We start from the raw sequence: 22,405 nt of genomic DNA, 5'->3' as shown, positions 1-22,405 counted from the left end.
GCTCCAGTCTCGCACACGCGCTCATCCGCGCACGCCGCCGCCGATACGCTTGACGGGTGACCGAGAGCGCATCGAGTAGCTACGCCGCCGCCGGAGTCGACACCGCTGCGGGCGACCTCGCGGTCGAACTCATGAAGTCGGCCGTCGCCGCCACCCACGGCCCGAACGTGCTCGGCGGGGTCGGCGGGTTCGCCGGCCTCTGGGACGCCTCGGCGCTCACCGCGTATCGCAAGCCCCTGCTTGCCACGAGCACTGATGGCGTCGGCACGAAGGTGGCGATCGCCCAGGCGCTCGACAGTCACGACACCATTGGGCAGGACCTCGTGGCCATGGTCGTGGACGACATCGTCGTCGTCGGCGCGACACCGTTGTTCATGACCGACTACATCGCCTGCGGCAAGGTTCACCCTCAGCGCATCGCCGACATCGTGCGCGGCATCGCTGAGGCGTGTGCCGCGACCGGCACCGCGCTCGTCGGCGGCGAGACGGCCGAGCACCCGGGCCTCCTCGGCCCCGACGACTACGACGTCGCCGGCGCCGCGGTCGGCGTGGTGGAGGCCGACGAGGTGCTCGGCCCCGAGCGGGTCACCAACGGCGACGTCGTGCTCGCCATGGCGAGCTCGGGCCTGCACTCGAACGGCTTCTCGCTCGTGCGGCACATCCTCGCGCAGCGCTCCATCTCGTTCCACGACGAACTGGCCGAATTCGGCGGGGTCGTGGGGCGCACACTGCTCGAGCCGACGCGGCTGTATACGGGGCCGATCCTCGAGGCGCTGCGCGAGCATCCCGGTGCCATTCACGCGCTCAGCCACGTGACTGGCGGGGGCATCGCGGCGAACCTCGCCCGCGTGCTGCCGCAGGGCGCGTGGGTCGAGGTCGACCGGTCGACGTGGAGCCCGCCCGCCGTCTTCCGTGTGCTCGCCGACCTCGCGGGCGACAGCCTCGAATCGACCGAGGGCACGTGGAACCTCGGGCTCGGGATGCTCGCGGTCGTTCCCGCCGAGCACGCGTCCGCGATCACCGCCGCCCTCACCACCCGGGGCCTGCCCACCTGGCAGGTCGGTGTCGTGTCGACGGCCTCACGCGAGCTGAATGGATTCGAGCAGGGCGCCAAGGGTGTCGACGGCGGCGCCGTGCGCCTCGTCGGCGGCTACGCGAGCTAAGCCGCTCACGCGCTAACGCGTAGGGCCCGCCGAAGCGGGCCCTACGTAGGTCGTTTGGTGCGCGTTACGCCGTGCGCGGCGTCTCGTCGAGGTCGTCTTCGTCGTCGTCGACCAGGTCGGCCCACTTGTCGACGTACGGGTCGTCTTCTTTCGCAGCGAGCTCACGCTCAAGCTGAGTCAGGTCGGTGTTCGGGCTGAAGTACTTCAACTCTCGCGCCACCTTGGTGTGCTTTGCCTTCTGGCGACCGCGCCCCATACGTGACCCCCCTCACAGGTTGGTCGGCGGGCGGAAATTCCGCGGAACAGCGCCGACGTGGGACTGGATAAAGACTAGCGAGCACTCTACCACGGAGCGCTCCTCAGATCGGGCGCGCACCAAGCGGCGGCAAAGGGCGAACGACTACCGTAGAACGGGTGACGGACGCCGACCTCAGCACCTCGTGCATCGTCATCGGGGCGGGCCAGGCCGGACTCAGCGTCGCCTATTACCTCCGCCGTCTCGGCCTCGAACCGGGTGAAGAGTTCGTGCTGCTCGACCGCGGCCCCTCGACGGGGGGCGCCTGGCAGCACCGCTGGGAGGCCCTGAAGCTCGGCTCTGCCCACAAGGTCAACGATCTGCCCGGCATGGACGAGCTCGGCCTCAGCTTCTCGACCGCCGACCACAGCGTGCCGGCGCGCGACGTCGTCGAAGAGTACTACGCCGCCTATGAGGAGCACTACGGGCTGCAAGTGGTGCGCCCCGCCGACGTGACGAGCGTCACCGACCTCGGCAAGGACCTGCTCGTCACCTTCGACACGGAGGCCGGCGAGCTCGAGCTGCGCGGCGCGACCATCGTGAACGCCACCGGCACCTGGGGCGCCCCGTTCGTGCCGCACTACCCGGGACTGCGCGATTTCACCGGCCGCCACGTGCACACGAATCTCTACACGGATGCGCGTGACTTCGAGGGGCAGGATGTGGTCGTCGTCGGCGGGGGCACCTCCGCGATCGGCTTCATCCTTGAGCTCGAGGGCGTGGCGAACTCGATCACGTGGGCGACGCGCCGCCCGCCCGAGTTCCTCGACGGCGCCGAGCTCGACGTCGAGGGGGCAGAGAAGGCGGTGGGCATGCAAGACGAGGCGGCGCGCGCCGGCCGCGCCCTGCCGAGCATCGTCAGCGGCACGGGGGTGCCACGCACTCGCAAGATCCAAGCGGCGATTGAGCGAGGCATCCTGGAAACGCGCGGGATGTTCGCCCGCATCGAGGCGGACGGCGTGCGCTTTCCCGACGACAGCGTCCAGCGCGCCGACGCCATCATCTGGGCGACCGGGTTCCGGCCCGAGTTGCGGCACCTCGCGCCGCTCAAGCTGCGCGAAAAGGAGGGCGGCGTCACGGTCGACAGTTACCGCGTCGCCCGCGACCCGCGCCTGTTCTTCGCCGGGTACGGGCCGGCCGCATCCACGAGCGGGGCCAACCGCGCGGGGCGCAATATTGCCCGCCAGGTTGTGGCGCAACTCAGCCGCATCGGCCGCTAACCCGCCGCTCCCGGCATCGCGCCGAGCATCCCACCGAGGACGGCGCCGAGCGCGACGGCGAGGGTTCCCGCGACGAGGTTGACGAGCATCCCACCGGCGGCGCGTTTCGCGCGGCCGTCCATTACCAGTTGCACCGTCTCGACACTCAGGGTGCTGAACGTCGTGAGGCCTCCGCAGAAGCCCGTCACCACGACGAGCAACACGACCGGATCCTCGATTGCGCCGATCGCGACACCCGAGACGAGCGACCCCACGATGTTGACGAGCACCACGGGACCCGGGGGCTGCTCTCGTCCGGCGAGCGCCACCGTCGTGAGGTAGCGCAGCACCGCGCCCAGCGCACCGCCCGCCGCCACCGCGAGCACGAGGCCGGGGGTCACTCGTCGCTCCCGTCGGTCAGCGGCGTCGACCCGTCGGGGCACAGCCGCCGGCCAAGCGCGATGCCCGCGCGGGCCCACCCCGGAAGTCGCCGCCAGGTTGCGGCGACCAGAAGGCCCAGCAGGAACGACCCGACCACGTTCACGACCAGGGTGCTGAGCGCGAGCTGCTGAGGTTCATGTGCGATCGCGAGGTCCACGCCGAGGCGCAGGCCGGTGCCGACGAATCCACACACCAGCACAGCCAGCACCGTTGCGGGCGACAGCGGGTGGGCCGTCGCCGGGCGCGGAGGGCCAGCATCCATGATGCTGCCGAGCCTAGCCAGGCGCGGCAGCCCACCTCGTAGACTGGCGATATGCGCTCGCGCCGCCCGCCTCGCCGCCGACCCGTGCGGTGGGGGTGGCTCATCACCGGCGTCGTCGCGCTTGCCCTGGGCGGCCTCGTGGCGTCGGTCGCGCTGCCGATCCTTTTCCACGCGCCGCAGGGGTCGAGCGGTCAGGCCCGAGTCGACGGATTCCCCACCACGGTGACGGCCACCGGCGACGACGGGCTGACGCGCACGCTCAGCGCGGCGAGCGAATCAGGCGGCGCCGTCGATCTCGCCGCGATCGCCGAAGGCGACCGCATTGTCGTGACCGGTGAGGGCTATGTGCCGAACCGGGGCATCTACGTCGCCATTTGCGCGATCCCGGCCCAACTCGACGGGCGCCCCGGCCCCTGCCTCGGCGGCGTGCCCGACCAGACCGAAGACGAACTCGACGAGGGCAGCGTGCAGTGGGCGCCCTCCAACTGGATCAACAACGAATTCGCCTGGCGCATCTTCGGCGCGCGCGCCTTCGACGACCGCGACTCCGGCTCGTTCACCGCCTACCTGCTCGTCGGGCCCCCCGCCGACGACGCCGTCGACTGCGCAGTCGTCGAATGCGGCATCTACACGCGCAACGACCACACCGCCACCGCCGACCGGGTGCAAGACCTCTACCTGCCCGTCGAGTGGGCCGCGGGCGACTAAGCGCGCCGGCGGCTAGGGCAGCTGAGCTCCGAGGTCGGCGCGCAGCGACGTGAGCCCCGCCGCGAGCGCGTCGACGGCGGCCGCGTCTAGCGGGCGTCCGGCCGCGATCGCGCGACGCAGGTCAGCCCGCACCTCCTGACGGAAGTCGGCGAGCAGCGCCTCAGCCCGGGCCAGCTGCGCCCGCGACTCGGAGCGCACCTCCGTCGTGCCGCTCGGCGGCGGTGTCGTGGATGCCCGGGGCGCGTCGGGCGCGTCCGCCGCGCGCCGCGCATCCCGCGCCCGATCGTTCGCCGCCGACGCTGCGCCGCGCGCGTCGTCGCGGGCGTCGCGCGCCGCTGCGGCGAGTTCGGCGCGCAGGCTTGCCATCGCGTCAGACACGGATGCCCGCACCTCGTCGGCGAGGCGACGCACACTGTCGCCCACCCCCTCCTCGATCGAGTCGAGCTCAGCCCGGCGCGCGTCGAGTTCGGCGCGACCTGCGCCCGTCAGGGAGTAGACGGTGCGACGTCCGTCGGCGTCGGCCTTCGTGACGAGGCCCTCCGCCTCGAGCTTCGCGAGCCGCGGATAGATCGTGCCGGCCGACGGCACGTAGGTGCCACCGAACCGGTCGCTGATGGCCTGGATGATCTCGTAGCCGTGCATGTCGCGCTCCTCGAGCACCGACAGCAGGTAGAGGCGCAGGTGGCCGTGGCCGAAGACGGGCGGGGTCACGACGCGACCCGCTCCGCGTGCACGACCGACACGTCGCCCGACACGGTGCTCGCCACCACCTCGGTGAAGCGCCCGTGCAGCTCGCCGAAGCGGCCCTCGTACTGCCCCCGCACGCCGGTGACGCGCGCATCGTCGAGTTGTAGCGCGCCCGACAGCGTGGTGATGCGGTACTGCGTGGGCACGCCCGCATCGAGGCGCACGGTGAGGTCGCCGCTGACGCTCTTCTGCGAGACCATGTCGGGTAGCCCGTGCAGGTCGACGAAGGTGTCGCCCGAGACGGTGTTGCCCCGGAACCGGAACACCTCGCCGCTGACCGTCAGGTCACCCGACACGGTCTTCGCCGACACGTCGCCGTGGTGGCCGCGCACCGACACTTCGCCGCTGACGGCGTTGACGCTGAGGTCGCCGGCGACGCCGTCGACGACGACGTCGCCGCTGACCGTGCTGACCGACACGTCGGAGTGCAAGCCGCTGATCAGCGCGGTCGCCGTCACGACGCCGAACGTGAGGGCGGCACTGCGTGGAACGAGAATGCTGACCTCGGCCTTCGACGAGCCGCGGTAGCTGCGGAACATGTCGAGAAACTCGGTCCAGCGCTTGTCGAGGTGGTCGACGACCAGCCGGTCGCCGTCGAGTGCGATCTTCAGGTCGCGGCCGGTGACGCCGTGCACCTCGATGCGCGCGCCGGGCTCGTCGTGGGCGACGATGTCCACCTGCCCCCCGATGAGGCCCACCTTGACACTGCGCACGAGCTCGAGGTCGATCGTGGTCGGATCGCTGACGATCCAGGTTTCTTGCGCCATGCGCGGCTCCTTTCGGCGGTCCCACCCGGGATGCTCATCTCGCGATATATCGCGTCCGTGCAAGACACGATATATCGCGTTTTGATCCCGCGCAAGGGTCGCGCGAAAAGACCGGCGGGGGTGAGGCCTGGAACCCTCACCCCCGACGGGTGCGACCCGCCTGAACCGGGTCGCCCGCCGCGCGGAGCACCCCGCGGCGGAGACTGGATGCTAGCCGGTGCGCGTGGGGATGCGCCCGTAGCCGTCCCGACCAACCAACTCGACCGTCGCGACGATCGCCCACGTGCTGAGGGCCGCGAGTGCAATGAGGACCGTCATGCTCCCCCTCCCGTCCCGCCCGGTACCGGGTGACTCGCGTCCGTGCTGCGCACGCTTCCGCGCTGGCGTCGAGGTGCCTCAGGGAGACGCAGGCGCGGCAGCGTGACGCCGACCATGGGGCCGATGAGCAGGGCGAAGGCGACCGTTCCGAGCCCAACCGTGCCCCCGAGCATCCAGCCGGTGGCCAGCACGGTGACCTCGACGCCCGTGCGGACCGCCCAGACGGGCCAGCCGAACCGCGCGTGCGCGCCGGTCATGAGGCCGTCGCGGGGCCCCGGGCCGAAGCCGGCGCCGATGTACAGCCCGGTCGCGAGGGCCAGCAGCGCCAGCCCGCCGAGGAACACCACCCAGCGCGCGATGAGCGCATCGGGGGTGTCGACCACGAGCAGTGTCAGGTCGATGACGGGGCCGATCACGATGACGTTCAGCACCGTGCCGATACCGGGGCGCTGCTTCAGGGGGATCCAGAGCAGCAGCACGCCAATGCCAATCAGTACCGTCATGATGCCAATCGGAATACCGACGGTGCGTGACCACCCCTGCGCGAAGACCGTCCACGGGTCGAGGCCCACGTTGGCGCTGATCATGAGCCCGATCGCGACGCCGTAAAGCACCAAGCCGACGAGCAACTGCGACCAGCGGCGCGCCGGATGCACGGGGCGCGCGGGGGTCGTCGCTGCGGTCGTCGAGGTCATGCGCCCAGTCCACAGCAGTATTGGCCTGTTCACAAGAGGCCAATCGCGCTATCGTGGCCACATGGCGACCGCGACGACCACGCTCACCGCGCGCGCGCTCAGCGCCCAACTTGGCGACTGGCGTGCGCACAGCGGCACCCTCGCTCAGGCGCTCTCCGATCGGGTTCGCCTACTGATCCTCGACGGACGAATCACCCTCGGCGCGCGCCTCCCGGCCGAGCGGCAGCTCGCCGACCATGAGGGCGTCAGCCGAACCACGGTGGCGGCGGCCTACGCCCGCCTCCGCGAGCTGGGATACCTCGTCAGCCGCCGCGGCTCGGGCAGTGTGGCGGCCCTTCCCGCGGGCGATGTACCCGCCTTCGACATCGTCGACCGCCCCGACCTCCTCGATTTCTCCAAGGCGACGCTGCCCGCCCTGCCTGCCGTCGTCGACGCGGCAGCCGCCGCGGTACAGCGGCTGCCTCACCACCTCGGCCTCGCCGGCTTCGACCTGTTCGGCCTCGACGAGCTGCGCGCGGCGCTCGCCGACCGTTACACCGCCCGCGGGCTTCCGACATCGCCCGATCAGATGTTGATCACCCTCGGCGCGCAGCACGCCATCGCGCTAATCGCGACCGCACTCATCGGCCGCGGCGACCGTGCCCTCGTGGAGAACCCGAGCTACCCGCACGCGCTCGAAGCGTTGACCGCGGCCGGAGCGCGACTGGTCGGGGTGCCCGTCAGCGCCGATGCCGGGTGGGATGACGATGCCCTCGCCCAGCTCTTTCCCCGCTCGGCGCCGAGCCTCGCCTACCTCATGCCCGACGTGCACAACCCGACGGGCCGCATCATGCCCGATGAGCAGCGTGCTCGGCTTGCGGCCCTCGCCGACCGCCACGGCACGCGGCTCATCGTCGACGAGACGATGGCCGACCTTGCCGTCGACGGTGTGAGCCGTCAGCCCATGGCCGTGCACAGCCCCCGCATCATCACGGTCGGCTCGGTCGGAAAGAGCGTCTGGGGCGGCATTCGCCTCGGCTGGATCCGCGCTGACCGCGACACCATCGCCGAACTTGCTCGCGCCCGCCCGCCCGGCGACCTGGGCTCGCCGACCCTGGAGCAGCTTCTCCTGCTCGAACTCTTGCCGCGCTACGACGAGTTGGTCGGCGAGCGGCGTGCGCAGCTGCGCAGCGGGGAGGCGCTTTTGCGCGAGTTGCTCGCCGCCCAGCTGCCCGACTGGCGGCTGCCGCAGATCGAGGGCGGGCTCGTGCTCTGGACGAACCTCGGCCGCCCTGTCGCGAGCGAACTCGCCCTCGTCGCGCGGGCAGAAGGCGTCCAAATCGGCGCCGGCCCCCGCTTCAGCGTCGACGGCGCCTTCGAACGCTATGTGCGCCTGCCGTTCTGCTACCCCGAGCCGCTGATTCGCCGCGCGGTTGACGGGCTCGAGCGCGCCTGGCAGCGACTCGACAGCGGTTCGCACCGCCCGGCGACGAGCGACGCCCTCGTCGATGCGGTCGTGTAGGCGGCACGCCGGGCGCAAGGACCACTGACCGATCGGTCGAATTCGCGGCGCGCACTCACGCGCCGCTTTGGCAATGTCCAGTAACTGCTGGGATGCTGACGAGCATTGCATGCGGCTCTTCGCGTGACGCAATCCCTGCCACCACCCCTTTTCGCCTCACCCGGAGTCGCCCGTGTTTCAGCTGTCGGCCTTCAGCCTGCGCAACCGGGCGCTCATCGCGCTCGTCACGATCGTGGTCGGCGTCTTCGGCGGACTCGCGCTGACGAGCCTCAAGCAGGAACTGATTCCCTCGATCGCCTTCCCGCAGGTGCTGATCATCAGCCAGTACCCGGGGGCGGCCCCCGATGCGGTCGAACAAGACGTGTCGACGCCGATCGAGAACGCGATTCAAGCGGTCGACGGCCTCGAGGCATCCGATGCGACGTCATCGACCGGGTTCTCGACCGTGACCGCGCAGTTCACCTTCGGCACCGACATTGCGCGCGCCGAGCAGCGCGTGCAGCTCGCCGTCAATCGCCTCGACCTGCCGTCGAGCGCCGACGTGCAGGTCATCACGGGGTCGATCGATGACCTCCCGGTCGTGCAAGTGGGTGTCACGAGCGGCCTCAGTGAAGGAGAGCTCGCCGCCGCGCTCGACGTTCAGGCGGTGCCCGAGCTCACCGACATTGAGGGCGTTCGCGAAGTCAGCGTATTCGGCGCGGTCGGCGACCGCGTCGAGGTGACGGTCGACGACGACGCCCTCGCCGAGCGCGGGCTCACCCGGTCCGACATCGTCGACGCCCTCGACGCCTACGGTGTGCTGCTGCCGGCCGGCACCATCACCGAGAACGACCGCACCCTCGCCGTCTTGACGGGCGTGCGCATCGAGAGCGTGGACGCGCTCGCCGCCGTGCCCCTGCTCGCCGACGAGCCTGAGGTGACGGCCGAGGGCACTCTCGTCGTCACGACGATCGACGACGTCGCCGACGTGGCCATCGTCAGCAACCCGGTCGACAACCTGTCGCGCATCAACGGCGAACCCGCGCTCACCCTCGGCATCACGAAGACGCCCGATGGCAACACCGTCGACGTCTCCCGCGCCGTGCAGAACGCGTTGCCGGCGATCGCCGCCGCCATCGGCTCGGGCACCGAGTTCACCGTCGTCTTCGACCAGGCGCCGTTCATCGAGAGCTCGATCGAGGCGCTCGCGATCGAGGGCTCCCTCGGGCTCGTGTTCGCCGTCATCGTGATTCTGGTGTTCCTGCTGTCGGTGCGCTCGACGCTCGTGACCGCCGTCGCGATTCCGACATCCATCCTGTTGACCTTTATCGGGATGCAGGTGGCCGACTACTCGATCAACATCTTGACGCTCGGCGCGATCACGATCTCGATCGGCCGCGTCGTCGACGACTCGATCGTCGTCGTCGAGAACATCAAGCGGCACATGGGTCTCGGCGAAGAGCGCATGGAGGCGATTCAGAACGGGGTGCGCGAGGTCGCCACCGCCATTACGTCGTCAACCCTCATCACGATCGCGGTGTTCCTGCCGCTCGCGCTCGTGGGCGACATCACGGGTGAACTGTTCCGCCCCTTCGCGTTGACCACGGCGATCGCCCTCGGCGCCTCGCTGTTCACGGCACTCACGATCGTGCCCGTGCTCTCGTATTGGTTCCTGCGCCGCCCGAAGGCGGGCTCGCACGCGCCAGCGAAGACCTTCGAGGAGGAGTCGGCGAACCCGACGCCCCTCCAGCGCGGCTACCTGCCCGCTCTGCGGTTCAGCGTGCGCCGTCCCGTCGCCACTCTGCTACTCGCCCTGCTCGTGCTCGGCGGCACCGGCGCGCTCGCCACCCAGTTGCAGACCAACTTCATCGGCGACAGCGGACAGAACACGCTCACCGTTCGGCAGAGCGTGGATACGGCGGCCAGTCTCGACCGACTCGACGAGGCGGCAACGGTCGTCGAAGAAACACTCTTCGAGATCGACGGCATCGAGACCGTGCAGGCGTCGATCGGCCAGGGTGGCGGCATCTTCGGCTTCCTCGGCCGCGGCAGCGACATCACCTACTCGATCACCACCGATGAGAGCGCCGACCAGGTCGCCCTCCAGCAAGAGGTGCGCGATCGGCTGTTCGCCCTCGAGGGTGTCGGCGACATCACGGTGCGCTCCGCCGACCAGGGCTTCGCGTCGTCGACCATCGACGTCGAGATCTTCGCGCCGAACCAGGAGGCGCTGCGCGAGGCCGCCCAAGACGTGCTCGACGCCGTTAGCGACCTCGAGGTGACGGCCGAAGCATCCAGCAACCTGTCCGAGACGCAGCCGTACATCGCCATCGAGGTCGATCGCGTGGCTGCCGCCGAGGTGGGCTTGACCGAGGCGGCGATTGGTGGTCTCGTGGCGCAGGCGATGTTCCCCGCGCCCGTCGGCGACGTCGTGATCAACGACACGACGCTCGACATCTTCCTCCCGAACGATGATGCCCCCGTCACCATCTCCGAGCTGCGCGACTTCACGCTGCCCACCGCGACCGGGCCGCTCGCCCTCAGTGAGGTCGCGGTGGTCGAAGAGGCCCTCGGGCCCGAGTCGATCACCACGATGCGGGGAATTCGCAGTGCAACCGTCAGCATCACCCCGTCGACGCAGGACATCGGCAGCGCGTCGGCCGTGCTCGCGGCCGCGCTCGACGACATCGAGCTGCCCGACGGCGCCCGCGCCGAGCTGGGCGGCGTTGCAGCCCAGCAGGCCGACGCCTTCCAGCAGCTCGGCCTCGCGCTGCTCGTCGCCCTGCTCATCACCTACGTGATCCTGGTCGCGACGTTCAAGAGCCTCCGTCAGCCGTTGCTGCTGCTCGTCTCAGTGCCGTTCGCCGCAACCGGCGCGATCCTCCTGCAGGTCATCGCCGACATTCCGCTCGGCGTGCCGTCGCTCGTCGGCGTGCTCATGCTGATCGGCATCGTCGTCACGAACGCGATCGTGCTCATCGACCTCGTCAACCAGTACCGCGAGGGCGGCATGACGGTGCGCCAGGCCGTCATCGAAGGCTCGGTGCGTCGACTCCGCCCCGTGCTGATGACCGCGGCGGCCACGATCTTCGCGCTCGTGCCGCTCGGCCTCGGCATCACCGGCACGGCCGGCTTCATCTCGCAGCCGCTCGCCGTCGTCGTGATCGGCGGACTCGTGTCGTCGACACTGCTGACCCTCGTCGTGCTGCCGGCCCTGTACTGGCTCGTCGAGGGTGCGCGCGAACGTCGCGATGAGAAGCGTGCCGCCCGCGAGGCGGCGGTGCTCGCCGCGGAACGCGCGACGACCTCCGACTAGGGGCCGTCGAGCTCGAGCGCCATGCAGTGGCTGAAGTCGTCGCCGACGTACGGGCCGAAGTTCTCGATCCGCACGTACCCGCGCCGCTCGTACAGGCTGATCGCCGCGAGCTGCTTGGGGCCGGTCTCCAGCAGGATGCGCGCGGCGCCGAGCGTGCGCGCGTGCCGCTCCAGCGCATCCATCAGCATCGTGGCGGCCCCGAGGCCGCGGGCCTCGTCGCGCACGAAGAGTCGCTTGATCTCGGCCGTGCCGTCGCGGCCGTCGACGAGCGCGACCATGCCGAGCGCGGCCCCGCCGTCACTGCGGGCGACCCAGACGGTCACGCCGTCGGCCGCGAGCTCGGACGCGTTCAGCAGATAGCACGAGTCGGGCGGGTACAGGCTCAGCGCGTGCTGGGTGCCTTCGTCGAGCATGGCCTGCACGTCGGGCTGCTCGGCGGGCTCGGTGGCGACGGTCGTCACGGGGCCAGCGTAATGCGCGTGGGATAGGCTCGGGCGGCTATGGCCCGACCCTCCTCATCCTCCCGCGACCCGCGCAAGCGCAGCGGCGCCGCCGCGTCGTCCGGTCGCACCGGCACGGGCAAGAAGACGCACCGCCCCGACTGGCGGCCCTTCGAGCCCGAACAGAAGCGCGGCAAGAAGGGTGGGCCGGGGCGCCCCGCGAAACCCGGCAGCCACAAGCGTCAGGAGCGCAGCGAGGATGCTCGGGGCCGCGACCGCGCGCCCGCCGAGCCCCGCGCATCCCGGCCAGCGACCCGCGATGCGGCCCCGCGTACGCCGCGCGTGCTGCAGCCGGATGTCGTGCTGAAGAAGCTGAAGGCGACCCTCGTCGACCCGGCGTCGGTGGCGGGGCTCAGCTTCTCTGACCTCGGGCTCGGGCAGAACATCGTGCGGGCGCTCGCCGAGCAGGGCGCGACGTCGCCCTTCCCGATCCAGGCGGCGACGATCCCCGACGTGCTGGCTGGCCGGCACGTGCTGGGCCGCGGCCGCACCGGGTCGGGCAAGACCATCGCGTTCGGTGCGCCTCTCGTCGAACGGCTCCTGCAGAACAGGGGCGCCAAGAAGCTGCTGCCGGGTCGGAAGCCCCGCGCGCTGATTCTCGCGCCGACCCGCGAGCTCGCTCTGCAGATCGACGACACCGTGCAGCCGATCGCCCGCAGCGTCGGGTTGTTCACGACGCAGATCTACGGCGGTGTGCCGCAGGGTCGTCAGACGGGCGCGCTGAAGCGCGGCGTCGACATCATCATCGGCACCCCCGGCCGTATCGAAGACCTCATCGAGCAGGGCAAGCTCGACCTGTCGGAAGTGCTCGTCTCCGTCGTCGACGAGGCCGACCACCTGTGCGAGTTGGGGTTCCTCGAACCGGTGCAGCGCATCCTGCGCCGCACTCGCAGCGAGTCGCAGATGCTGCTGTTCTCGGCGACGCTTGACACCCGCGTCGGCGCGCTCGTCGCCGAATTCCTGCGCGACCCGGCCGTGTATGAGATCGCGGGCGAGACGCAGAAGACGTCGACCACCGAGCACCGTGTGCTCGTCGTCGACCCGCGACACAAGCGCGCCGTCGTTGAAGAACTCGTCTCGGGCGACGGCAAAGCGCTCGTGTTCACCCGCACGAAGACCTTCGCCGACGAGCTCGCTGACCACCTCGACGACGCCGGCATCGCGGCCTTGGCCCTGCACGGCGACCTCTCGCAGGAGCGCCGCCAGCGCAACCTCGACAAGCTGACGAGCGGACGCGTCACGGCTCTCGTCGCCACCGATGTCGCCGCCCGCGGCATCCACGTCGACGACATCGCGATCGTCGTGCAGGCGGACGCGCCCGACGAGTACAAGGCCTACCTGCACCGCGCGGGTCGCACCGGCCGCGCCGGCGCCCGCGGGCTCGTCGTCACCCTGGTGTCGCAGCGCCGTCGCCCGGCGCTGGAAGAACTGCTCGGGCGGGCCGACATCACGGCCCGCTTCGACGCGGTTCGGCCGGGCGACCGCCTCATCCGGCAGCTCGCGCAGCGCGCCTAGCGATCGGGATGCTCGGGGCTCGTTCCCGAAGAATTCACGCGCGACGCCTCGCCAGCGAGCGCGCCTAACGCCATCGTGAACTCTGCGTGACTACTCATCTGCGCGCTTGGTTCACAGACATTTCTGTGTTTACGCTCTTGTCGGCCCCCATTCGGGGGTCAATCCGTGAAGCGTCATAAACGCTATCCAAGGAGAGCACCGAACCGATGAGACAACTCACACCCTCTGGCGGGCGCACGGCGCCAGCCCGGGCGGCCGCCTTCGGCACCGCCCTCGCGGTGGGCCTCAGCCTCAGCGTGGTCGCTGTTGCGCCCGCCGCTGCTGATACCCACCTCACCCCGATTGCCGACGTGCAGGGCACAGGCGACGTGTCGCCGCTCGTTGGCCAGACCGTCACTGTGCGTGGCGTCGTCACCGCCGACTACCGCGGCGTCAGCGGCTACAACGGCATGGTCGTTCAAACGCAGGGGTCCGGTGGCGTCGATGACGCAACGCCGGGCGCCTCCGACGGCATCTTCATCTTCCTATCGAGCAACAACCCCGACGTCGCCATCGGCGACCTGGTCGATGTAACCGGTCCGGTGAGCGAGTACTTCGGTCAGACGCAGATCACGGCGAGCAGCGAGGGTTCTGTGGCGCTCGTCGAGTCCGACGTCGAGCTCCCCGAGCCGACCCCGCTGCCGACCGACGTGATCGGCGATGACCGCGAGCAGTTCGAGAACATGCTCGTCATGCCGACCGGCGACTACCTCATCGCGTCGACGCATCAGCTCTTCAGCTTCGGCACCCTGTGGCTTGCCCCCGGCGAAGAGCTCGTGAAGAGCACCGAGCAGGTGCGCCCCGGCCCCGAGGCGAACGCGATCGCGGCCGAGAACCGCGCCGCGCGCATCCTGCTCGACGACGGATACAACATCCGTGTCGACAACAGCCGCTACCCCGGAACGCAGCCATACTTCACGGCTGACGAGATCGTTCGTAACGGCGACTCCGTCGTGTTCCCCGAGGCCGGCATGGTGCTGCAGTACGGCTTCGACGACTGGCGTCTGCAGCCGCAGGTGCCGATTTCGAGCGAGGGCCCCGAGGGCTTCGGCGTCGAGTTCGAGACGCGCAACCCGCGCCCCGAAGCGGCCCCGGAGGTCGGCGGAGACGTCACCGTTGCCGCCTTCAACGTGCTCAACTACTTCACGACCCTGACGAGCGAGAACTCGAACGCCCGCGGTGCGCGAACCGCCGCCGAGTTCCAGCGCCAGGAGGCGAAGATCGTCGCGGCGATCAACGCGCTCGACGCCGACGTCGTGGGTCTGCAAGAGATCGAGAACTCGGTCACGCTCGGCAAGCCGCTCGACCAGGCCGTTGGCCAGCTGGTTGACGCGCTGAACGCCGCGGCTGGCGCCGGTACGTGGGACTACGTCCCCACGGCCGAGGTGCTGAACGACGCCGACCTCACCGACTTCATCACCAACGCGATCATCTTCAAGCCGGGGTCGGTCGACCTCGTCGGCGACATGATCACCCAGGTCGACGAGAGCGTGTGGTTCAACGCGCGCGAACCGCTCGCCGCCACCTTCGACGCTGACGGCTACCGCTTCACGGTCGTCGCGAACCACTTCAAGTCGAAGAGCGGATCGGGTGTCGAGCCCGCCGACGGACAAGGCTTCTTCAACGCTGACCGCGTCAACCAGGCCGAGGCGCTGAAGACCTTCGCAGAGGAGATCGCCGCCGACGACGAGCGCGGCGAGAACATCCTCCTGCTCGGCGACTTCAACGCCTACAGCCAGGAAGACCCGATCGCGGTCTTCGCCGACGCGGGCTGGACCAGCCTCGTCGACGAGCGCACCGAGGGGCAGTACACCTACACCTTCAACGGCGAGCTCGGTTCGCTCGACCACATCATCGCGAGCCCGGCAATCGCCGCCAACGTGACCGGTGTGGGCGTGTGGGACATCAACGCCGCCGAGTGGGGCGACCGCGAGTACCGCTTCGGCGCGACGGACGGCACCTCGGTGTACCGCTCGAGCGATCACGACCCGATCGTCGTCGGCCTGTCGACCGAGGTCGCACCGGTCGAGATTGACATCGTCACCATCAACGACCTGCACGGCCGTATCGAGGCGGGAACGAATGTCGGTGGTGCCGCGGTGCTCGGCGGTCTCGTCAACGATGTGCGCGCCCAGAACCCGAACTCCTTGTTCGTGTCGGCCGGCGACAACATCGGAGCCTCGACCTTCACCTCATTCATCCAGCAGGACCAGCCGACGATCGACGTGCTCAACGCGATCGGTCTGGACGTGACGGTGATCGGCAACCACGAGTTCGACCTGGGTCGCAGCGACCTCGACGACCGCGTGATTCCGGCATCCGACTTCCCGTACATCGCGGCCAACATCTACGAGCGCGAGACCGGCGAGCCCGCCTACGACGAGTACTGGGTGACCGAGCTCGACGGCGTGCGCGTCGGCTTCGTCGGCGCACTCACCGAGGCGATGCCGACGCTCGTGACCCCCGCGGGTATCGCGTCGCTCGAGTTCGGCGACATGACCGAGGCCGTCAACCGAGTCGCCACGCAGCTGCGTGATGGCGACGAGTCAAACGGTGAAGCCGACGTCATCGTCGTGCTCGTTCACGAGGGTGCTGCCACCGCAGACATCGCGTCGGTGACCGACGACTCCGAGTTCGGCTCGTTCGTGACGGGTATCGCCGGTAACGTCGACGCCGTCGTCTCGGGGCACACGCACCGCGTCTACAATCACGAGGTTTCGGTCGACGGCCGCGACCTGCCGCTGGTCGTGACGCAGGGCGGCGAGTACGGCTCGCACTACGGGCGCCTCACGCTCTCGGTCGACCGCGCGTCGGGCCAGCTCGTCGACATCGCCTCGACGGTCGCCCCGCTGCCCGGAGCGGCGCAGCCCGATCCGGCGGTCGCATCGATCGTCGCGGAGGCCGTTGCCTTCGCGGAGGTCGCCGGAGCGGTGAGCCTCGGTGAGATCACGAGCGACATCCGTCGTGCCGTGCAGGGCAATGGCAGCGAGAACCGCGGTGGCTCCTCCACCCTCGGCAACCTGGTCGCCGACGCTCAGCTCTGGGCGACGCGCGACCTGAACACCGAGGTGGCGATCATGAACCCGGGTGGCCTGCGCGCCGACCTGCTCTTCGCGAGCAGTGGGGCGGGCGACCCTGACGGCAACGTCACGTTCCGGGAGGCCGCCAACGTGCAGCCCTTCGCGAACAGTCTCTTCACCATGGAGCTCACTGGCGCCCAGCTGCGCTCGGTGCTCGAAGAGCAGTGGCAGGCCGACGGTGCAACCCGTCCGTTCCTGAAGCTCGGCCTGTCTGCAGGGCTCGAGTACACGTACGACCCGACCGCTCCGCGCGGTGAGCGCATCAGCACCATCACGCTGAACGGGTCGACCGTGACCGACGCGCAGACGATCCGCATCGTCACCAACTCGTTCCTCGCGAGCGGTGGCGATGGGTTCACGACCCTGGCGCAAGGCACGAACCGCGCCGACTCGGGCCGTATCGACCTGCAGGCGTTCGTCGACTACTTCGCGGAGTTCTCGCCGATCGCCCCCGACGTCGCCCAGCGCTCGATCGGGGTCAGCCCCGACATTTCGGGTACGACGCTGACGCCGGGCGACACCGTCGAGTTGCAGCTCAGCTCGCTGCTGTTCACGAACGCCGGCGACCGGGATGCTGTCGTCACGGTCAGCATCGATGGTCAGGTTCTCGCCGAGGCCGCCATCGACCCGACGATCGTCGACAACACCGACGAGCAGGGTCGCGCAACCGTCACGTTCACCGTGCCGGACGGCGTGGAAGGCGTCGCCGAGGTCGTCATCACGGTCGCCGACAACGGCACCGAGGTGAGCATCCCGGTGCTCATCGAGGCTGGCGAGCCGCTTCCCGAGATCGAGGTCGTGAAGAAGCCGAAGCTGGTCGGGGCCGCTGTGGTGGGCAAGACGCTGACGGTTGACGTCGGGCGCTACAGCGTGCGGTCGGTTGACGTGAGCTACCAGTGGCTGCGCAACGGTCAGCCGATCGCGGGCGCGACGGGGTCGACCTACACGGTGCAGTCGGGCGACCGCCTGGCGAACCTGTCGGTCGAACTGACCGTGGTCGCCGACGGGTACGAGACCCTCACCGTGCAGACGGACGAGCGGCGCGTGCCCCCGGCAATCCCCGGAGCGCCGAAGTGGGTGAACGCTCTGGTGACCCTGATCACCGCGCTCATCTTCTGGTAACCGGCACGAGCATCCGCTCATGAGGCGGGGGCGACGGGGAATACCCGTCGCCCCCGTTCCGTTTGTGTCGGGGGGTTTCGGTGCCCGGCCAACTCGGCGACGCGACCTCTACGCTTGCATCACCGATCCACTACGACTTCGAGGAGCATCATGGCCCGCGTCTACGACGACATCACCCAGGTCTTCGGCAACACCCCGCTCGTGAGGCTGAACGCCGTGACCGATGGCGCGGGGGCGACCGTGCTCGCGAAGCTCGAGTTCTACAATCCGTCGGCGAGCGTGAAGGACCGCCTCGGCGTCGCGATCATCGACGCCGCCGAGAAGAGCGGCGAGCTGAAGCCGGGCGGCACGATCGTCGAGGGCACGAGCGGCAACACCGGCATCGCGCTCGCGATGATCGGCGCCGCGCGCGGCTACAACGTCGTGCTGACGATGCCCGAAACCATGAGCGAGGAGCGCAAGATGCTGCTCAAGGCCTACGGCGCTGAGCTTGTCCTCACGCCGGGCAGCGAGGGCATGAAGGGCGCCGTCGGTAAGGCCCAGGAGATCGTCGCGAACACCCCCGGCGCCGTGCTCGCCCGCCAGTTTGAGAACGAGGCAAACGCCCAGATCCACCGTGAAACGACCGGCCCCGAGGTGTGGAACGACACTGACGGTGCCGTCGACGTCTTCGTCTCGGGTATCGGCACCGGGGGCACGCTGACCGGTACCGGCCAGTTCCTCAAGGGCAAGAAAGACGACGTGCAGATCGTCGGCGTTGAGCCGGAAGAGAGCCCGATCCTGAACGGCGGCAACCCCGGCCCGCACAAGATCGCCGGCATCGGCGCCAACTTCGTGCCGGCCGTGCTCGACCGCGAGATCTACGACGAGATCGTCGACGTCAACATCACCCAGGCCGTGTCGATGGCGCGCCGTCTTGCCGCCGAGGAGGGCATTCTCGCTGGCATCTCGTCGGGCGCCACGGTGCACGCCGCCGTCGAGCTCGCGAAGCGGCCTGAGAACGCCGGCAAGACGATCGTCGTGATTGTCGCCAGCTACGGCGAGCGCTACCTCTCGAGCGTGCTGTACGAAGACCTGCGGGCGTAGATGCCACTGCGCGAAGACATCGCGAACGCGCGGCGGCGAGACCCCGCCGCGCGTTCCGCGCTTGAGGTGTTCCTCACCTCGAGCGGATTGCATGCCATCTGGTGGCATCGCCTCGCGAACCGGCTCTGGCGCGCCCGCCTGCGCCTGCTCGCGCGGCTGACTTCGCAGTTCTCACGCTGGCTCACCGGCATTGAGATTCACCCCGGCGCGACCATCGGGCGCCGCTTCTTCATCGATCACGGCATGGGTGTCGTGATCGGCGAGACGGCCGAGATCGGCGACGACGTCATGCTGTACCACGGTGTCACCCTGGGGGGCCGCTCGCTTGCGAAGGGCAAGCGCCACCCGACTGTCGGCAACAACGTGCTCATCGGCGCGAACGCCACCGTGCTCGGGCCCGTCACGATCGGCGACGACTCACAGGTGGGCGCGCTCGCACTCGTCGCCCGCGACGTGCCGCCGAACCACATCGCCACGGGCATCCCCGCCGTGTCGAAGCCTCGCGGGGCGGCCGCAACGGCCGGCGCCGACGGATTCTGGATCGACCCGGCCATCCACATCTGATCGTCCCCGTCCACAGCGCCGCGCCCCGCGCATCCGGTCACAGCTCCGTTGAACCCGGGCTCTGCGTCGGCCGTGGCCGTTAGCCTGGGTCGGTGACGTCGACCGCCGAAGCCCTCCCCCAGCAGGTTCTCGAGCGGGTCTTCGGGTATCCGGCGTTCCGAGGCGAACAGCAGCAGATCATCGACCATGTGGTGGGCGGCGGCGACGCCCTCGTGTTGATGCCGACGGGCGGCGGCAAGAGCCTCTGCTACCAGATTCCGGCGCTGGTGCGCCGCGGCGTCGGCGTCGTCATCTCGCCGCTCATCGCCCTGATGAAAGACCAGGTGGACGCTTTGGGCGCGGTCGGCGTGCGCGCCGCGTTCCTGAATTCCACGCAGAGCCCTGACGAGCGGCGTGCGGTCGAGCAGGCGCTCGCCGCGGGCGAGGTCGACCTGCTGTACCTGGCGCCCGAGCGTGTCACGGTGCCGGCGACCGCCGAGCTGCTGTCGCGGCTCGACATCGCGCTGTTCGCGATCGACGAGGCGCACTGTGTGTCGCAGTGGGGGCACGACTTCCGGCCCGACTACCTCGCGCTGTCGATGCTGCACGAGCGGTGGCCCGACGTGCCGCGCATCGCGCTGACCGCCACGGCGACGGCCGCAACGGCCCGAGAGATCGCGACCCGCCTCGACCTGGGCGACGCCCGGCACTTCGTGGCGAGCTTCGACCGGCCGAACATTCAGTACCGCATCGAGCCGAAGAACCAGCCGCTGCAGCAGCTGCTGCGGCTGATCCGCACCGAGCACCCCGGCGAGGCGGGCATCGTGTACTGCCTGTCGCGGGCAAGCGTCGAGAAGACGGCGCAGCAGCTGGCCGAACACGGCATCGCCGCGCTGCCGTATCACGCAGGCCTGGACGCGTCGGTGCGCGCGAACCATCAGTCGCGGTTCCTCCGCGAGGAGGGCATCGTCATGGTCGCGACGATCGCCTTCGGCATGGGCATCGACAAGCCCGACGTGCGGTTCGTCGCCCACCTCGATCTTCCGAAGAGCGTCGAGGGCTACTACCAAGAGACGGGGCGAGCGGGCCGTGACGGTCTGCCATCGACCGCCTGGCTCGCCTACGGCCTGCAGGACGTGGTGCAGCAGCGGCAATTGATCGACCGCGCCGACGGCGACCCGGCGCACAAGCGACGCCAGTCGCAGCTGTTGGACGCGATGCTCGCCCTCTGCGAGACGGTTGAGTGCCGCCGCGCGCAGCTGCTTGACTACTTCGGCCAGCAGCTGCCGGGCGGTCGCTGCGGCAACTGCGACACGTGCCTCGCGCCGCCCGAGGCGATCGATGGCACGGTGCCCGCGCAGAAGCTGTTGTCGACGATCGTTCGGCTCGAGCGCGAGCGCGGGCAGAGCTATGGCGCAGGCCACCTCGTCGACATCCTCACCGGCAAGCAGACGCCGCGTGTGCAGCAGCAGAGGCACGACGAGCTGTCGACGTTCGGCGTCGGCACCGAGTTCGGCGAACAAGAGTGGCGCGGCGTGGTGCGTCAACTGCTCGCGCAGGGCCTGATCGCGGTGCGCGGCGAGTACGGGGTGCTCGGCATCACCGAGGCGAGCGGGGCCGTGCTGCGCGGCGAGCGTGCGGTGCGCCTGCGCAAAGAGGTGCCGCGTGCGGCAGGGGGCGGCGGTTCGCGGTCGAAGCGGTCGGCGTCGGTATCCGACCTCCCGGCCGAGGCCGGGGGGCTGTTCGAGCGGTTGCGCGCGTGGCGCGCCTCCACCGCTCGCGAGGCGGGGGTGCCCGCCTACATCGTGTTCGGCGATGCCACGTTGCGGGGCATCGCGCTCACGACCCCGTCGACACTCGACGAACTGGCACAGATCAGCGGAGTCGGCCAGAAGAAGCTCGAGCAGTACGGTGAGGCTGTCCTCGCCGTCGTGCGGGGGGAGGATCCGCCCGCCGTCGAGGTGTCGACTCCGAGTGACCCGGCGGCGCTGTCGGCGCGCTCACGCGCGTCGCGAACGGGCCGGCCGGTTGCGGCTGCCGAACCGCCGCCGTTTCTCGACGAACCGCCGCCGGATGACGAGCCGCCCCCGCCGGACGACTGGTGATCGACGACGCTGCGCTTCACGCCGAGCCGAGCGCGGAGCTTACCGGCGCATCTGCGGACCCCTCCCGTCTCCGCGCATGGCGAGAGAGCGACCGTGAGCCGTTTGCATCCATGAACGCAAACCCCGAGGTGATGCGATTCTTCCCCTCGCTTAGATCACGAGACGAGAGCGACGCTTTCGTTGATCGCATCATCGCCCAGCACCGCGCCGACAGTTGGGGTTTGTGGGCACTCGAGGTCGAGGGGCGATTCGCCGGCTACGTCGGGCTCGCGCGCGCGATGTTCCCTGCGCCGTTCACGCCGGCATTCGAGATCGGCTGGAGACTTGATTCATGGGCGTGGGGTCGCGGTGCCGCGTCGACGGCCGCCCGCCGCGTGCTGGCCGCCGCACACGGTTTCGGCATCGACGAGGTGCTCTCGTTCACGGCAGAGCTAAATCTGCCCTCGATAGCCGTGATGACCCGCATCGGGATGACGCGTGACCGTGAGGGTGACTTTGCGCATCCGAATATTCCGGACGGTCATCCATTGCGCCCACACGTGCTGTATCGGTGGGCGCCCGCGCAGTGGATTTGTGCCTCTCGCCGCTAGCGCAGCTCTTCAGGCGTCTCGATGTCGCCCTGCTGGGCCTGCGCCTCCGCGACCTGCTTGCGCACATCATCCATGTCGAGGTCCTTCACCGCCGTGATGACCTGCTCCAACGCGGGTGCCGGCAGTGCGCCGGGCTGGGCGAACACCAGGATGCCATCGCGGAACGCCATGAGCGTCGGGATCGAGCGGATATTCGCGGCTGCCGCGATCGCCTGCTGGTCCTCCGTGTCGACCTTGCCGAACGTCACGTCGGGGTGCTGCTCGCTCGCCTGCTCGTACACCGGGGCGAACGCCTTGCACGGCCCGCACCAGTCGGCCCAGAAGTCGACGAGCGTAATGCCGTCCTTCGTGACGGTCTGTTCAAAGTCAGCAGTGGTCAGGTCAATGGTCGCCATGCCTCCATCCTTCCACTAAGCGATCGCCCACTAAGTGAT

The 22,405-nt window shown here is 69.6% G+C and carries 19 protein-coding genes; 11 read left to right on the top strand and 8 right to left on the bottom strand.

Features of this window, described 5'->3' with window-relative positions:
• Positions 1–56: 56 nt before the first annotated feature.
• Positions 57–1,163, top strand: coding sequence for a phosphoribosylformylglycinamidine cyclo-ligase (purM, locus tag EV140_RS07010; protein ID WP_130282390.1), 1,107 nt, complete (start codon positions 57–59; stop codon positions 1,161–1,163).
• A 64-nt stretch (positions 1,164–1,227) separates the two neighbouring features.
• Here the strand turns inward: purM and EV140_RS07005 are convergent, their stop codons facing one another.
• The gene (locus tag EV140_RS07005) at positions 1,228–1,419 is read right to left on the bottom strand and encodes a DUF3073 domain-containing protein (RefSeq protein WP_096419779.1); all 192 of its coding nucleotides are present in this window, start codon (positions 1,417–1,419) and stop codon (positions 1,228–1,230) included.
• Between the two features lie 158 nt (positions 1,420–1,577).
• Between EV140_RS07005 and EV140_RS07000 the strand changes: the two genes are divergently transcribed.
• Positions 1,578–2,678: an NAD(P)-binding domain-containing protein gene (locus tag EV140_RS07000; RefSeq protein WP_130282388.1), complete on the top strand. Its 1,101-nt coding sequence runs from the start codon at positions 1,578–1,580 to the stop codon at positions 2,676–2,678.
• On the opposite strand, the gene EV140_RS06995 is transcribed toward EV140_RS07000, so the two are convergent.
• Both EV140_RS06995 and EV140_RS06990 read right to left on the bottom strand, forming a co-directional pair.
• On the bottom strand, positions 2,675–3,058 hold the full coding sequence (locus EV140_RS06995; protein WP_198674369.1) for a fluoride efflux transporter FluC: 384 nt from the start codon (positions 3,056–3,058) through the stop codon (positions 2,675–2,677). The genes EV140_RS07000 and EV140_RS06995 overlap by 4 nt on opposite strands.
• Positions 3,055–3,360, bottom strand: coding sequence for a fluoride efflux transporter FluC (locus EV140_RS06990; protein WP_130282386.1), 306 nt, complete (start codon positions 3,358–3,360; stop codon positions 3,055–3,057). The genes EV140_RS06995 and EV140_RS06990 overlap by 4 nt, the downstream gene beginning before the upstream one ends.
• A 51-nt stretch (positions 3,361–3,411) precedes the next feature.
• Here EV140_RS06990 and EV140_RS06985 point away from each other — a divergent pair, with 51 nt between their 5' ends.
• Complete coding sequence (locus EV140_RS06985; protein WP_130282384.1) at positions 3,412–4,068, top strand: hypothetical protein; 657 nt, start codon at positions 3,412–3,414, stop codon at positions 4,066–4,068.
• A gap of 12 nt (positions 4,069–4,080) precedes the next feature.
• On the opposite strand, the gene EV140_RS06980 is transcribed toward EV140_RS06985, so the two are convergent.
• From EV140_RS06980 to yczE, 3 genes are all read right to left on the bottom strand, one after another.
• Positions 4,081–4,779: a PadR family transcriptional regulator gene (locus EV140_RS06980; RefSeq protein WP_241971339.1), complete on the bottom strand. Its 699-nt coding sequence runs from the start codon at positions 4,777–4,779 to the stop codon at positions 4,081–4,083.
• A complete protein-coding gene (locus EV140_RS06975; RefSeq protein ID WP_130282382.1) occupies positions 4,776–5,582 on the bottom strand; it encodes a DUF4097 family beta strand repeat-containing protein in 807 nt (268 codons plus the stop codon). The genes EV140_RS06980 and EV140_RS06975 overlap by 4 nt, the downstream gene beginning before the upstream one ends.
• Before the next feature lie 314 nt (positions 5,583–5,896).
• Positions 5,897–6,595 carry a membrane protein YczE gene (yczE, locus tag EV140_RS06970; protein WP_130282380.1) on the bottom strand — a complete coding sequence of 233 codons (699 nt, stop codon included), beginning with the start codon at positions 6,593–6,595 and terminating at the stop codon, positions 5,897–5,899.
• Positions 6,596–6,656: 61 nt separating this feature from the next.
• On the opposite strand from yczE, the gene yczR reads away from it, so the two are divergent.
• Positions 6,657–8,096, top strand: coding sequence for a MocR-like transcription factor YczR (gene yczR, locus EV140_RS06965; RefSeq protein ID WP_130282378.1), 1,440 nt, complete (start codon positions 6,657–6,659; stop codon positions 8,094–8,096).
• Between the two features lie 172 nt (positions 8,097–8,268).
• Positions 8,269–11,391, top strand: a complete 3,123-nt coding sequence (locus tag EV140_RS06960) for an efflux RND transporter permease subunit (protein ID WP_130282376.1) — start codon at positions 8,269–8,271, stop codon at positions 11,389–11,391.
• On the opposite strand, the gene EV140_RS06955 is transcribed toward EV140_RS06960, so the two are convergent.
• Positions 11,388–11,852 carry a GNAT family N-acetyltransferase gene (locus EV140_RS06955; protein WP_241971338.1) on the bottom strand — a complete coding sequence of 155 codons (465 nt, stop codon included), beginning with the start codon at positions 11,850–11,852 and terminating at the stop codon, positions 11,388–11,390. The two genes, EV140_RS06960 and EV140_RS06955, sit on opposite strands and share 4 nt — an antisense overlap.
• A gap of 39 nt (positions 11,853–11,891) precedes the next feature.
• On the opposite strand from EV140_RS06955, the gene EV140_RS06950 reads away from it, so the two are divergent.
• The 6 genes from EV140_RS06950 (at position 11,892) to EV140_RS06925 (ending at position 21,971) form a co-directional block, all read left to right on the top strand.
• On the top strand, positions 11,892–13,406 hold the full coding sequence (locus tag EV140_RS06950) for a DEAD/DEAH box helicase (protein WP_130282374.1): 1,515 nt from the start codon (positions 11,892–11,894) through the stop codon (positions 13,404–13,406).
• 206 nt (positions 13,407–13,612) lie between these two features.
• A complete protein-coding gene (locus EV140_RS06945) occupies positions 13,613–17,647 on the top strand; it encodes an ExeM/NucH family extracellular endonuclease (RefSeq protein ID WP_130282372.1) in 4,035 nt (1,344 codons plus the stop codon).
• Between the two features lie 150 nt (positions 17,648–17,797).
• A complete protein-coding gene (cysK, locus tag EV140_RS06940; protein WP_130282370.1) occupies positions 17,798–18,733 on the top strand; it encodes a cysteine synthase A in 936 nt (311 codons plus the stop codon).
• Positions 18,734–19,297, top strand: a complete 564-nt coding sequence (epsC, locus tag EV140_RS06935) for a serine O-acetyltransferase EpsC (protein WP_130282368.1) — start codon at positions 18,734–18,736, stop codon at positions 19,295–19,297.
• A gap of 92 nt (positions 19,298–19,389) precedes the next feature.
• Entirely contained in the window at positions 19,390–21,381 is a 1,992-nt protein-coding gene (gene recQ / locus EV140_RS06930; RefSeq protein ID WP_130282366.1) for a DNA helicase RecQ, read from the top strand.
• Positions 21,378–21,971, top strand: a complete 594-nt coding sequence (locus tag EV140_RS06925; RefSeq protein ID WP_198674368.1) for a GNAT family N-acetyltransferase — start codon at positions 21,378–21,380, stop codon at positions 21,969–21,971. Before recQ ends, EV140_RS06925 begins: the two co-directional genes overlap by 4 nt.
• On the opposite strand, the gene trxA is transcribed toward EV140_RS06925, so the two are convergent.
• The gene (trxA, locus tag EV140_RS06920) at positions 21,968–22,366 is read right to left on the bottom strand and encodes a thioredoxin (RefSeq protein ID WP_130282362.1); all 399 of its coding nucleotides are present in this window, start codon (positions 22,364–22,366) and stop codon (positions 21,968–21,970) included. The genes EV140_RS06925 and trxA overlap by 4 nt on opposite strands.
• Positions 22,367–22,405: the final 39 nt, after the last annotated feature.

It is taken from the genome of Microcella alkaliphila, assembly GCF_004216855.1.
Taxonomy (GTDB): domain Bacteria; phylum Actinomycetota; class Actinomycetes; order Actinomycetales; family Microbacteriaceae; genus Microcella; species Microcella alkaliphila.
Note: the sequence above shows the minus strand (reverse complement) of the source record. Positions and strands in the feature narration are given on the sequence as shown.